Source organism: Aerococcaceae bacterium zg-252 (genome assembly GCA_016237705.1).
In the GTDB taxonomy this organism is placed as follows: Bacteria; Bacillota; Bacilli; order Lactobacillales; family Aerococcaceae; genus Globicatella; species Globicatella yangjingiae.
On sequence record CP066204.1, the window covers coordinates 1,431,088 to 1,444,204 of the forward strand.

General features: G+C 36.0%; 11 protein-coding genes and 2 pseudogenes. 1 reads left to right on the forward strand and 12 read right to left on the reverse strand.

The window, feature by feature from the left end:
• Window positions 1-53: 53 nt before the first annotated feature.
• The 7 genes and pseudogenes from JDW14_06655 to JDW14_06685 all read right to left on the reverse strand — a co-directional run bounded on the left by JDW14_06655 (window position 54) and on the right by JDW14_06685 (window position 7,299).
• A pseudogene (locus JDW14_06655) lies at window positions 54-920 on the reverse strand (Fic family protein).
• Between the two features lie 70 nt (window positions 921-990).
• A pseudogene (locus tag JDW14_06660) lies at window positions 991-1,279 on the reverse strand (type II toxin-antitoxin system RelB/DinJ family antitoxin).
• 157 nt (window positions 1,280-1,436) lie between these two features.
• Window positions 1,437-2,765: an MATE family efflux transporter gene (locus JDW14_06665; protein QQD66521.1), complete on the reverse strand. Its 1,329-nt coding sequence runs from the start codon at window positions 2,763-2,765 to the stop codon at window positions 1,437-1,439.
• A 283-nt stretch (window positions 2,766-3,048) separates the two neighbouring features.
• Window positions 3,049-4,590 carry a DUF853 family protein gene (locus tag JDW14_06670; GenBank protein ID QQD65009.1) on the reverse strand — a complete coding sequence of 514 codons (1,542 nt, stop codon included), beginning with the start codon at window positions 4,588-4,590 and terminating at the stop codon, window positions 3,049-3,051.
• A 73-nt stretch (window positions 4,591-4,663) separates the two neighbouring features.
• The gene (locus tag JDW14_06675) at window positions 4,664-6,019 is read right to left on the reverse strand and encodes an MATE family efflux transporter (protein QQD66522.1); all 1,356 of its coding nucleotides are present in this window, start codon (window positions 6,017-6,019) and stop codon (window positions 4,664-4,666) included.
• A gap of 36 nt (window positions 6,020-6,055) precedes the next feature.
• On the reverse strand, window positions 6,056-6,502 hold the full coding sequence (locus JDW14_06680) for a gamma-glutamylcyclotransferase (protein QQD65010.1): 447 nt from the start codon (window positions 6,500-6,502) through the stop codon (window positions 6,056-6,058).
• Window positions 6,503-6,624: 122 nt separating this feature from the next.
• Window positions 6,625-7,299, reverse strand: coding sequence for a YggS family pyridoxal phosphate-dependent enzyme (locus JDW14_06685; GenBank protein ID QQD65011.1), 675 nt, complete (start codon window positions 7,297-7,299; stop codon window positions 6,625-6,627).
• Between the two features lie 190 nt (window positions 7,300-7,489).
• Here JDW14_06685 and JDW14_06690 point away from each other — a divergent pair, with 190 nt between their 5' ends.
• The gene (locus JDW14_06690; GenBank protein QQD65012.1) at window positions 7,490-7,945 is read left to right on the forward strand and encodes a hypothetical protein; all 456 of its coding nucleotides are present in this window, start codon (window positions 7,490-7,492) and stop codon (window positions 7,943-7,945) included.
• A 78-nt stretch (window positions 7,946-8,023) separates the two neighbouring features.
• On the opposite strand, the gene JDW14_06695 is transcribed toward JDW14_06690, so the two are convergent.
• From JDW14_06695 to JDW14_06715, 5 genes are all read right to left on the reverse strand, one after another.
• Window positions 8,024-8,296 carry a DUF2087 domain-containing protein gene (locus JDW14_06695; protein ID QQD65013.1) on the reverse strand — a complete coding sequence of 91 codons (273 nt, stop codon included), beginning with the start codon at window positions 8,294-8,296 and terminating at the stop codon, window positions 8,024-8,026.
• A complete protein-coding gene (locus JDW14_06700) occupies window positions 8,296-9,273 on the reverse strand; it encodes a hypothetical protein (protein QQD65014.1) in 978 nt (325 codons plus the stop codon). Before JDW14_06700 ends, JDW14_06695 begins: the two co-directional genes overlap by 1 nt.
• A gap of 22 nt (window positions 9,274-9,295) precedes the next feature.
• Window positions 9,296-10,240 carry a LacI family DNA-binding transcriptional regulator gene (locus JDW14_06705; protein ID QQD65015.1) on the reverse strand — a complete coding sequence of 315 codons (945 nt, stop codon included), beginning with the start codon at window positions 10,238-10,240 and terminating at the stop codon, window positions 9,296-9,298.
• A 146-nt stretch (window positions 10,241-10,386) separates the two neighbouring features.
• Window positions 10,387-11,541, reverse strand: a complete 1,155-nt coding sequence (locus JDW14_06710) for a hydroxymethylglutaryl-CoA synthase (GenBank protein ID QQD65016.1) — start codon at window positions 11,539-11,541, stop codon at window positions 10,387-10,389.
• Window positions 11,542-11,712: 171 nt separating this feature from the next.
• On the reverse strand, window positions 11,713-12,948 hold the full coding sequence (locus JDW14_06715) for a hydroxymethylglutaryl-CoA reductase, degradative (GenBank protein ID QQD65017.1): 1,236 nt from the start codon (window positions 12,946-12,948) through the stop codon (window positions 11,713-11,715).
• Window positions 12,949-13,117 lie beyond the last annotated feature (169 nt).

Here is a 13,117-nt window from a genome sequence, read left to right on the forward strand (position 1 = left end):
ACGTAGTAAGTTGCAAGACCTTTGCCATGCCTTTCAATATATGCTTCCTCTACCTATTGTTTCAACATATTTTCAATCGTTGCTTTTCTTACACTTGGTACACGTTCCATAATATCAGACTTAGTAAATTTGCCCAATTTATTATCAACTGCACTTCTTACTAATTCAATTGTTGGTTTCTTTTCACCAACATAATCCACTCTTTCTTCAAAGTCGATATAACTTGCAAGAATCATTCTAAGTATATATTTAATGAAATAAGTAACATCTTCTTCATTTTCATGCCAATGAATACCACTTCTTTCAAGAGAGAAATAGTAACTACCTTGATTTTTTTCGATTTTACTCTCTAAACTGATATATTTTCCAATGACATATCCCTGTCTGTAAAGTAATAGAGTGGTTAATAGACGACTCATTCTTCCATTTCCATCATTAAAGGGATGAATACATAAAAAATCATGAATAAAAATTGGAATAAGCAATAATGCATCTACTACTTTTTCATCTAATGCACGATTTAACTCCCCACAGATATTATTAATTGCTAGTGGTGTTTCATACGAAGATAGTGGTTTAAACTTCTCGATAATCAATCCATCTGCATGCTTTTCAATAATTGAATTTTGAGTATTTTAAAATCTTCCTCCTATACTTTCTTCTTCATTTTTAGTTTTAGGTGTCGTTTTTTGATTCATTAGTTCTTTAATTCTTATTGCTGTGGTTACAATCCCTTCAATTTTATTTGAATCTTCTATACTTTGAATTTTTGCAATTTCAACCAACCTATCTAGAACAGCAGGCTTTCTTTGTAAATAAAGTTCTTGTTTTCCTTTGTGTTCATGGATTTTTACTAACAAATTGATAATTTCACTGTCCCACTTATATTCTTTATATTTACTATAATTAAAATATTTCATAGACCTAAACCATTTCTTTTCGCCTAATTTTATCATATTTTTAGGCGATTAAAGGAATAGTACACCTTAATTATATTTCATTTTCGACTTCTTCAAAAGAATGTATTCTTCCATTCTCAAAATCATTATGAGCTTTTAACATTTCCATATCAAATTCTGTTTCTGATAATTCAGTTAAAGAAAGTGGTTTTGCATTAGGAATTTTAACTTCAAAAGGCAAAACATTTTGCATTACAACCTGTCTTAAAAAAAATAGATACAGCATTTGACATAGGAATGCCCAGTTTCTCAAGCACAGCTTCTGCCTGTTCCTTAATATTAGGTTCTATTCTTACATAAATATTTGATGTTCTTGCCATATTTTTCACTTACTTTAATTTGAATTAAGCCACTTTTTGATTGCGAATAGCAATACATTCAATAACGTAGAGTTCTTGAAAAATCTTGTCATAAAGATATTTAACCGCTATTAGTTCCCAACCCAAAAAGGCTAGCATATGCTAACCTTTCAACACTCTATACTCGTTTTAACTCGTCCAAATGATATTTACGCTTATGATATGTAATCGCTAATGGAACGGCTGACCCAATCCATGCCAATGGACTTGATAATGCAAGCCCTAAAAAGCCCCATAAATTTCCTAAGACAATAGCTGCAACTACACGCATGATTAACTCCATAATACCAGCAAAGGTCGGAATTTTACTATCACCCAAACCTTGTAAAGTGTAACGATACACAAACAGTAAACTAAGCACCCAATACATAGGGCCATTCATTTGGAAGTACATGAAACCATAATCAATCATTTTTTGTGAATCTTCACCATTAACAAATAATGCCACTAATTCTTTACCGAAAATCCACAACACAATACCTGCTACAATCGCTACGGCAACCGATAAAATTGAAATCGAACGTACCCCTTGACGAATTCGATCAAATTTACGTGCACCGAAGTTTTGCCCAACATAAGTAGCCATTGCGACACCAAAGGACATTAAAATCAAGATGACGACTTGGTCAACTTTTTGTGCTGCTGAATAACTTGCGACTGCGACTGCCCCTAATGCATTCAATGCCATTGTCACAGCAATCGTACCAATTGCGATAATTGATGATTGAAATGCCATTGGCAAGGCGATACGTAAGTGATACATTAATTCTTCTTTTTTAATGCCCACATCTAAACGCACTTTTAAAATAGGCCATTGTTTATGAATCGCAATTAAACATAAAGTAACAGCTAAACCTTGCGATAAAATTGTCGCAATTGCCGTACCAGCTACTCCTAATCCAAAATAAATAATAAAAGCATAGTCCAACACAATATTGGTTAAAGCTGCGACAATCAAGAAATATAACGGAGTGCGACTATCGCCTAATGAACGCATTAAATTATTTAACATATTGTATAATACCGTTACAAACATAAAACCGAAAATAATCGATAAGTAGCTGTAGGTATATTCTACAATATTGTCTGGCGTTTTCATAAACGTTAAAATGGCTCGTAATGAAAATAAACTAATCGCAATCAAAATAGCAGATACACTTAATGCGAGTATCCAGTTGAGCAACACACTGCGTTGTAATTTCCGATAATCTCGTGCCCCATAGGCTTGAGCAATCGGAATCGCTAAACCCGCCGTAAAACCTTGTGAAAATCCTAAAATCAAAAAACTCACACTTCCTGCTGCACCAATCCCTGCTAGTGCCTCAAGTCCCATTGTACGTCCTACAATCAGCGTGTCCACCATATTATAAAGTAGCTGGAATAAATTTCCGATAATTAATGGTATCGAAAAAATAATGACTTTTTTCAGTGGTGATCCTGATGTCATATCATTCACACGATAACCTCCTCAATTATTTATGATATCCTTTAACATTGTAAAGTTTTCTTGCAATAATGTAGTATACGCTGAATTTATTAAAACTTCAATCTGTTTTAATAATTTTTGTTTATATATTTAATGATATTATCGCATTTAATAGTATAATTTTTTCTCATATTTTCTATAAAAAATGATTCCCCAATTAAGATGGGAAATCACTTTAAATTTGTAACATAAAAAAGTTACACTGCTATAAAATATACAACATTTATTCAACTGAATACTTTTGTTATTTCTTCAAAATACCAGTAATACCACGTGTAATCGCACGTCCAAGTTCACGACCAACCGAACTCATAATGTTTTTAGTCAGGCGATCCATTGGCGAATCAGAGCGACGGCTAGATGATTTAGGCACAGATTTTTCTTGTCGAGTACGTGCTTTCTCGGCCTCTTTTGCCAAACGTTCTTGTTCACGCTGATATTCTTTATTCAAACGCTCTTGCTCTTTTTCAGCCTCTTTACGTTCTGCTTCCAACACCATTTCTTGCTCACGCTCAGCCGTTTGTGCCAAAATCATTTCATGTGCACTTTCGCGGTCAATCGGTGTTTCATATTTTGGTAATAATTCAGATTGATTAATAACACTCGCTTGAACCGATAAATCAACCGAACCAAGATGGCTTTGTGGTGGCCAAATGGTAACAATGTCTGCCACTTTAGGAGTACCGTCCTCATTCAAGGTAGATACAACCGCTTGCCCTACTTTTAATTCTTGAATGGCACGTCCTAAATCAACTCCGTCTGCTTGACGGAAACTCTCTGCCACAGCATTAACTGTTTTTAATTCTTTCGGTGTAAACGCACGTAAACCATGTTGAATCCGATTCCCTAACTGTGACGCAACACGATCTGGAATGTCCAATGGATTTTGCGTTACAAAAAAGACTGATACACCTTTGGAACGAATTAATCGAACAATTAATTCAATCTTCTCTAATAGAACATCTGAAGTTTTATTAAACATCAAGTGGGCTTCATCAAAGAAAAAGACCAATTTAGGTTTAGATAAATCGCCTACTTCCGGTAAAGTTTCATAAAGATTTGCTAGTATTGCTAATAAGACAGTCGCATAGAGTGTTGGCTGCTGACTTAATTTTACAGCATTTAAAATATTAATTACACCTTGTCCTTGCTCATTCGTACGCATCAAATCAGACAATTCTAAGGCTGGTTCGCCAAAAAATTTACTTGCACCTTGTTGTTCCAGCACGACAATCGACCGTAAAATCGCACCTACTGAAGCTGTGGCAATATTCCCATAATGTTGACTTAATTCTTTGGCATTCTCTAAAATATAATTCAACATCGCACGTAAATCCATTAAGTCAATCAATAATAAGCCTTTTTCATCTGATACCGAAAAGACAATGTTTAAAATACCTGTTTGTACATCATTAAGACCTAAAATACGTGCCAATAAAACTGGGCCAATTTCAGAAATCGTCATTCTTAATGGAATACCATTTTCGCTGAGTGCATCCCATAACTCTACTGGAAACTCTGCCGGCTCATAATCATTATACTGCGTTTGAACTAGACGGTCATTATCCACTTCACCAGTTCCTTGTTGTGCCAAACTAGTTAAATCCCCTTTAATGTCCGCTAATAAAACAGGTACACCAGCTTTGCTTAATTGTTCTGCTAAAACTTTTAATGTCACTGTCTTACCAGTTCCGGTAGCCCCCGCAATAATACCATGACGGTTTAATTGGTTTAAATTCATTAACGCAGGTGCTGTCCCATATCCAAATTGAATTGTTTGACTCATACATTCCATCCTTTCAAAAATTTTCAAGTGTCTTGTTTAATTGTTCAAATCTTCTATGACTATCATAACATATTTACATCAAAATAGCCCTTTCATTTGATATTTTTTGTGCATACTGTCGCTCAACGTATCGTAAACGAAAGACCAATCCAATCCCAACTGACAGCAGCCCAATAATTAAACCAATCCAAAAACTATACGGCCCTAAATTTGAAAATTTGGATAATAGTACACCGGTTGGAATGCCGATACACCAATGTCCAATAATTCCGATAACAAACGGTACAACCGTATCTTTATAACCACGTAATACTCCTTGAATCGGTGCTGCAAAAGAATCCCCTACTTGAAAAAGCAATCCATATCCTAAAAATGTTTGTGTCAATTGAATAAATTCTGGCGTCTGTCCATATAAATGTGCTACTCGCTCTCGATTGAAAAATAAGAAAGTCATCGTAAAGACAGCAATTCCTAATGACATCGCCAACCCAATTCGTGTTATTTTTTTCGCACGCTCATAAGAACGTGCTCCTACTTCTTGAGCCACTGCAATCATCAATGCACTTGAAATACTCAATGGAAAACTATAGAGAAACGAAGTAAAATTCATCGCTGCTTGATGCCCTGCAATGACTTGTGCACTATACAAACTCATCAACAAGCCCACAAAGGAAAAGATACTCGTTTCAGCAAAAATCGCTAATCCGATTGGAAATCCCATTTTTGTATAAGATTTCCATGTAGTTAAGTCAATCTTTTCATAATGCAAAATACGATAATCAGCAATACCTGGCTGATATTTAATAATTAATAAAATCACACCTAAAACCAGCCAATAGCTAATCGCCGTCCCTAAACCTGCTCCACCACCACCTAATTCTGGAAAGCCGAAACGTCCATAGATAAATAGATAGTTTAAGACAACATTAAACGGCACTAGTAATAACATAAAGAGCATGGATACACGTGTTTTCCCTAAGCCGTCAACAAAGGAACGTAGAACGGTAAATAACATTGACGGAATAATCCCAATTGATAAATAAGATAAGTATTGAAAGGCAATGCCACGTACCTCATCTGTTAATGTCATCATATTTAAAATGGGACGTAAAAATAACCCCCCCATAATAAAGAAGATAATACTCAATACCAAACCTATCCACATAAATTGACGCACTGAATAGGTAATATCTTTATATTGTTTCGCCCCAAATGCTTGCCCGACAATCGGAGTTAGTACCGAAATAAAGCCTGTAAATAGAGTGAAAAAGGGCACCCATAAATTACCACCAATTCCAACACCTGCAAGATGAATTTCATGGTAATTTCCTGTCATCATAGCATCAATAAATTGCGCAGAAAAACTGGCTAATTGATAAATTAAAACTGGAATCAGCAGCTGTGCTAGGCGTTTAATTTCTTTCAGCATCTGAAAATCTTGTGTTGATTGTTCATTCATTCGATTTTATTGAGCCTCCTTTTTATTCCAATAATCTCGACTTTCTTGATAAGCTAATTCTAAAATTTGCGTGTCTAACCCTTGTTTTTGATAGGCTGACTCGATTGTTTTATAATATCGTTCACTTGGAAAACCATAATCATTTTCAGGTTGCATATAATAATACATCACCACTTCATCATCTAGTTCTAAAGTCGCTTTGCCATAAAGTTCAGGCACACGTTCATATTGGTCGAGTGTCGCCTCATCTTGTGCATTTATCTCCCAAATCATCACTGGAATACGTGACGATGTGTCTTCAACAATTGTTGCATAAGCTTGTTCACGTTCTCCCTTAAAGACAAGACGATACCCCTCTAACCACGTAACACGCTTGAAGATTGCCTCAGGGCAGCGAAATGCCATTTGTTCTAAATTCATATTACTGCCATACGCTAAATAATTTGTTGTCATTTATATTCTCCTAATTCTCGTTTGATCGGACTGCTACAGCATCCACTTAACTTAGTTCTCAAAGTGCATTCGCACTCCGGTATTATTCTACAGTGATTCAAGCCAAAGCAACCTTGCTCTTATTATGCTTCAAACAATGCCGACCCTACTCTAACGAAGGTAGCTCCCTCTGCTACGGCAATTGGATAATCTTGACTCATTCCCATACTCAATTCATGGCAAGGTGCATGAGAAAGTTGCTTTGCTGCAATCATTAATTGTAATTGTTTCAAGGCACTAAAATATTGATGTAAAGCTGCGTCATCAGCGTCAATCGGTGCCATTGTCATTAGACCAATGATGTGAAGATTCGGATAATCTGCCAATTTATCAATCCAAGCGTGCGTCAACTCGGCAGTTCCACCAGCTTTACTTTCTTCCCCACTAACATTCACTTGCACAAAGCACTTCACTGGTTTGGTTGCACGTTTATTTATTTCTTCGGCTAATGACGGTCGGTCTAAGGCATGAATATAATCGATATATGGCAATACGGCTCTCACTTGTCTAGTTTGTAAGCGACCAATATAATGCCATACAATGTCCGGACAACTCTTCAACACTTCATATTTTTCTAAAAATGTCGTCACACGATTTTCAGCAAAATGACGAATCCCTAAGTCATACAATTGTTTCATAGTTTCAATATCCACCGTTTTCGTCACAGCAACCAATGTTACTTGCTGATTTTCAACTTGATTGGCACGAATTTGTTGCTCAACCGATTGTAAATTTTTCGCTAATTGCTCGACTTTCATTTACTCACACCTTTCTCATTCGTCAGCTTATTATAGCATATTTTAAGATGAAGTTTAAAAATGATTTTCGTCTTGAATTACCTATCATTTAACTCGCATTTCATAAAATTTAAGGTATAATAGAAATAAAGAATAGGCTTACATTTTCTAGTAAGCTCTGTTTTGAATCAAATGAAAGGACGATATGACGATGCAAACAGTATATACCAATTATTGGATTAATCAACGTGTAAACGTGAAAAAAGAACATGGAAGTTATTTAACTGAAGAAGATGCGATTAAAGGTATTGAAACATGGTGGGAAATTCATAAAGAGCACTATAAAGAAGTCGAGCATAAGCGAACTAATTCTGGTGCACTTGAAATCTATTATGGCGACCCACACTATTACTACCGAATTGAAAAACGTCAACTGACCGAACCTTTGCCAAGCCGAACTTATCGTCTTAAATCAGCTGGCGAAATACAATCAACTCGTAAAATGAATCAACTACGTGATGGTGTCTTTCTTTTTGATGAATTAGCAGAACCGTATCGTGACCGTCTAATCGTTACAATGGCTGACGCTCAAAAAGTACGAGAGTATGTCTATACCGACCATGGCGAACCGATTATTAAACTGGCTGATATCAAACAACTGAAATAACAGAAAAAACTGCTTAATATACACAAACACCCCACTGCCAATCGAACCATTTTTGCAGTGGGGGTAATAGTTTATTTATTAAACTAAATCATCAGTCTTTTCATTCAAACGATATTCTTTACCATAATCATCTCTTACAAGGAATCCATAATCCACCAAATAACGTCTAATAATCGCATAATCATCATAAATTTCTGCAATAATTTGATTTAATTCTTTTTCAGTGAATGTTTCTTGTGGCTGTTTTTTCAAGGTTTCGGCAAAAAATTGAAAAATCTCAATTTTATTTTTTTCTTTTCTAGGAATTACCTTTAGTTTTCCGTCTTTTAAATATTTTTCAATATTTTCCATTATAAGAGTTCCTCCTCACTCATCATCACGATGTATTCAAATTGGGCACGCATTAGATAAGGATTGATTTCTTGCTCCAATATCTCAGCTTCCTCATCCATTCCTAACATAGCTATCAATTGATTTGCCCACATTTCTGCAGTTAATCCAGTCCGTTCATAATATGGAAAAAGAATCATCGTTTGAGCCGTAAAATATTCTAATACCATTAATTCCATATGGGGATTGTCTTGCTCTAAATAATCTAATAATTTTGCTTTCACTTCTTTCACAAGTGGATACTCATTACTTATCACAAGCTCTGACAATTCCAATGTTTCTACTTGTCCAAACCAATTATATTGCACCTGACCACTTGCTCCATTGATAATAAAATAATGCAGCACATCATTTTTAATAAAATTCAAAAAGGTATCTGATTTCAAAACCCACTCGAAAACAGGTCGTACAATGGTACTCTCTAATTCATATAAAGGTTTTAACTGTACTAATTGTTCATATGGATCGCCTTTAAAATAATTAGCTAGCCACTGTTCCAGTTTGCCTTGTTGTGATACCGTTTCAATTTGCAACTGTAAAACAGATAAATCTTTTAGATAATCTAATTGCTCATCTACAATATCAGTAGCTAAATGCTGTTCATGCATCGCTGTCTTTAATGCCGTTAATGTCAATAAACGTTGTTTAAAAGGCTGCAAATGTGGTAAACATTCGATGTATATTGGAATTAAGTTTGGCACTAATGCAATAGCTTCTACCGTATTAAAATATGTAGTCCAAAGCTGTTTCATCAGTGGTACCCTTGCAAAAATTAAGGTCGCTTGAATTAATTCCTGAAAAACATCATCTTGCCATTCAAGTATTAATGATTTTTGTAAATATTCTAGCCCCTCATCAACTTTCCCTGCTTCCAATTTCTGCATACCTATGCGATAAAAAGCCTTATCATTTTCTGGTAACTCTAAAATATCATGCATACATCTTCCCTCAATTATTATATTATTTTCGTAATGTGTCACGTTCGATTAATCGTGCATCACAAAAGTTAGCGACATTTTCCAATTGTTTTCCGTCAATTCGTTCCATAAGTAACTGCACACATTTTTTGCCCATTGATTCAATATCTTGCTTCATGGTCGTCAACTTAGGCGATGCGATGCGATCTAAAAACACACCGTCAAAACCGGTAATGCCATACTCTTCCATATTTAATTGCTGACTAATTAAGGCTCGCTGAATACCGATTGCGATTCGGTCAGTCGCACAAATAAAGCAACTATTTGGTTTAAGTGACAGGGATTCTAATAATTGTTCTGCTGCCATTGATGAATTTTTAATACGATGTACATCATAACGGACGTCTTTCGCTTTAGACATTGCCTTTAAAAATCCTTGTTGGCGTGATTCAGCAAATAGTTCCGGTACATCAATTCCAACAAAAATAAAATGTTCGTACCCTTTCGATAGTGCAAAGGTCGTTATTTCTTCCATTGCCTTTTGATTATCCGAATCAACAAATGGCAGCTGAATGTCATTTTCACCGAAAATAATGACAGGATCCTGAATCTCTTTTACCCAGTCATAATCGGCACGTGTCATGCCGGTAATAATATAACCGTCGCCACCACCTAATTCATAGGTGTTTTCAGTTACGAGTTGCAAAGCATAATGATACTGATCCAAAGCCTCCGCAATCCCTTTAAGCAAATACATGTAGTATGGTTCTGTACTATCCCACTCTTCTAAAATAAGCACCTTAACAATCATAGTACGATTTTGAGCCAATGCACGTGCAACCGTATTTGGTTTATATCCCAGTTCTGTCATCGCTTGATGAACTAATGCTTTTAATTCATCGGTCACAAGCTCTGGATGATTAATCACTCGAGACACCGTCATTTTAGATACATTCGCTTTTAATGCAACATCCTTTAATGTTACCAAAACCTCACCTCAATTTCTTGTCACACTATTTTATTATATCGTATTTTATCTATTTTTGTTAGAGTATCACTGATAAAAATCGCTTTATACTTGCTTTCTATACGAAAAAACTGGCAAAATCTCCTTTTACCAGTCCTATTAATTCATTATTTAAAATCATAGATGCGTTGCTGATTCGTCAATTGTTTAAAGTAATGACCTGTTTCAATCGCCTCATACGTTTCTTCTTCAGTCACTTTACTTAAAAATACTGTTTCATACTCAGCAACCGTTAAGGCTTTACGTCGCTCTAAATGATTAAGTATTGCTTGTTTATCAATCATCGTTTCAAATCCAGCTTGCAAAGTACCAGTAATTAATTCTGCTACTGCACCTGAGCCATAACTAAATAATCCCAATTTTTGTTCTGCTTGTAGTGATTCGTCCATAACTAATAATGATAATAAACTTAAAAACATCGAACCAGTATAAATATTACCAACCATACGATTCAAATAGCTCGACTCATCATAGTGCGATAGCCAACGTGAAATTTGTGTTGCTGGTGCACCCGATTCTTCATATGCTTTTAAGGCTTTACGTCCCATTTTCGTAAACGGCAAATGGAAAATCATCGCTTCTAATGAATCTAGTAACATTGGATTTTGTCGGGTTGCTTCTTCGAGTAGCGTCACAAATTCTTCTTGATATAATTGTGTTGAAAATTGACCGTCCACTAGAGCATACTCTGCATAATTAGGTCGCCAAAAATCATATTGATGATTCGTATGCATATAACTCTTTTCATCAAACGCTAAAATACGTGGATTAGCACTGACTAACATCGCTACCGAACCTGCACCTTGTGTTGGTTCACCACCTGTATTTAATCCATAACGTGCAATATCCGTTGCGATTACTAATACTTTACGTTCCGGACGCAAACGAACATAATCACATGCCATTTGTAAACCAGCTGTTGCCCCATAGCATGCTTGTTTAATTTCAAATGCTTTGGCAAATGGTTGAATACCTAACATTTCATGGACGAATGTTGCGATTGACTTAGAAAAGTCAACACCCGATTCTGTTCCGACAATTACTTGATCGATCAATGCTTTATCTTCTTGCGTTAAAATAGTGGCTGCTGCATTGGCTGCCATAGCCACGACATCTGAAGTCAATGGTGCAACTGCCATTTTCTCTTGTCCAATTCCGATCGTCCACTTATCTGGATCTACTCCACGATAAGTCGCTAATTCACGCATATCCATATAATAATTCGGTACATAAAAACCAATTTTATCAATTCCTGTTTTCATTTGATTTTCTTACCTCCTCAGTTCACTGATGTACTCACGACATCTAACTAAAAATTTTCGCTTATCATCATAACATTATTAAACTTAACTTGCTAGTTTTTTCGCTTTTGCTTTAAAAATCGTTTGAGTAAACGCTATTTGTTCTCATTAATCAAACTGCTTTCGTCACGTTTATTTTGTCGCACGCATTTGTTCAAGCAATTCTTTAGCAATACTGTGACTCATCGCTGGAGCTGCTTTCAGTTTTGCGACAAGTTCTCGTTGCTCATGTTCCGTTGCACCAGCTTGAATCGCTAATTGCCGAGCATGCAAGCCCATGTGGCCTTTTTGAATCCCCTCAGAAACAATGGCTCGTAAAGCTGCAAAATTTTGTGCCAAACCGACAGCTGCAATAATGCGACTTAATCGTTCTGCAGTAGGTCGTCCCAATAATTCTAGTGCCCACTGTGCTGTTGGGTGAACGGATAAAGTTCCCCCAACTGTTGCTACTGCTAATGGCAATTGAATTTTACCAACTAAATAATCATCTTCCACTGTCCATATCGTTAAAGGTTGATAATGGCCGGTACGACTTGCATAAGCATGTACGCCTGATTCTACTGCTCGCCAATCATTACCGGTAGCCAATAAGACCGCATCAATCCCATTTACTATCCCTTTATTATGAGTAGTCGCACGATAAGGGTCTAGTTGTGCATAACGGCTCGCTGACGCAATACGCTTAGCTAGCAATTGTGCTTTTTCAAGGTCATCATGCAAAGTATGAATTGGCACACGGCAAATTGCTGTCACAACCGAATCTGGTTGATAATTTGACAAAATGCGCATGAGAGCAATCGCATCACTATGTGATTCAATCATCGGACTTAACCCTTCTAAAATATGATTGATGACATTAGCTCCCATCGCATCACAAGGATTAAATCCTAAGTAGCAAACAATAAATTCTTCCTTACAGTCAAACCAAATGCGTGTAGGCCCACCACCACGTGCCACCATAGACGGTGATAATGCTTTTGCTTGCTCTAATAATTCTGGCACTATCTCCTCTAATTGTAATACAATCATCGCACTATCGCTTTCACATTCAAATACCATTTGACCAATTAATTCTCTCGGTTGTGCTGACGTTTCAATATTGCCAATCCGCTTAGCACCATTGCTCGCAGCTGCTATAACGGACGGTTCTTCAATTGCCATTGGTATAGCATACGTTTGTCCGTCAATAATAAAATTAGTTGCAATCCCTAATGGTAATGCATATTGACCAATGTAATTTTCAATCATCGCATCTCCAATTGTCTCTTCCAACATACAATCCGATAACTGAGGTAAATGTGGTAATGCTTGTTCAATCGCCTTAACTCGTTCCTTAGGTGATAATCGATATAAACCAGATAATTTCATCTGTAATACTCCTCGTAATATATAATTAAAGGGATATTTCACGCCCTTATTTATCACTGTTATTTCTGTCATTATCTCCACTCTAGTGTATCATAATTGATTTAATTTTTCCTGCTGTTAACTATGCGAAAAAACTCTTTTAAAAATCAACACGATTCCTTAAAAGAGT

Coding starts and splice junctions, on each gene's coding strand:
- JDW14_06710 (QQD65016.1), bottom strand. CDS start 11,541: ATGAAAACAGGAATTGATAAAATTGGTTTTTATGTACCGAATTATTAT.
- JDW14_06675 (QQD66522.1), bottom strand. CDS start 6,019: ATGCTGAAAGAAATTAAACGCCTAGCACAGCTGCTGATTCCAGTTTTA.
- JDW14_06700 (QQD65014.1), bottom strand. CDS start 9,273: ATGCATGATATTTTAGAGTTACCAGAAAATGATAAGGCTTTTTATCGC.
- JDW14_06680 (QQD65010.1), bottom strand. CDS start 6,502: ATGACAACAAATTATTTAGCGTATGGCAGTAATATGAATTTAGAACAA.
- JDW14_06715 (QQD65017.1), bottom strand. CDS start 12,948: ATGAAATTATCTGGTTTATATCGATTATCACCTAAGGAACGAGTTAAG.
- JDW14_06685 (QQD65011.1), bottom strand. CDS start 7,299: ATGAAAGTCGAGCAATTAGCGAAAAATTTACAATCGGTTGAGCAACAA.
- JDW14_06670 (QQD65009.1), bottom strand. CDS start 4,590: ATGAGTCAAACAATTCAATTTGGATATGGGACAGCACCTGCGTTAATG.
- JDW14_06690 (QQD65012.1), top strand. CDS start 7,490: ATGCAAACAGTATATACCAATTATTGGATTAATCAACGTGTAAACGTG.
- JDW14_06695 (QQD65013.1), bottom strand. CDS start 8,296: ATGGAAAATATTGAAAAATATTTAAAAGACGGAAAACTAAAGGTAATT.
- JDW14_06665 (QQD66521.1), bottom strand. CDS start 2,765: ATGACATCAGGATCACCACTGAAAAAAGTCATTATTTTTTCGATACCA.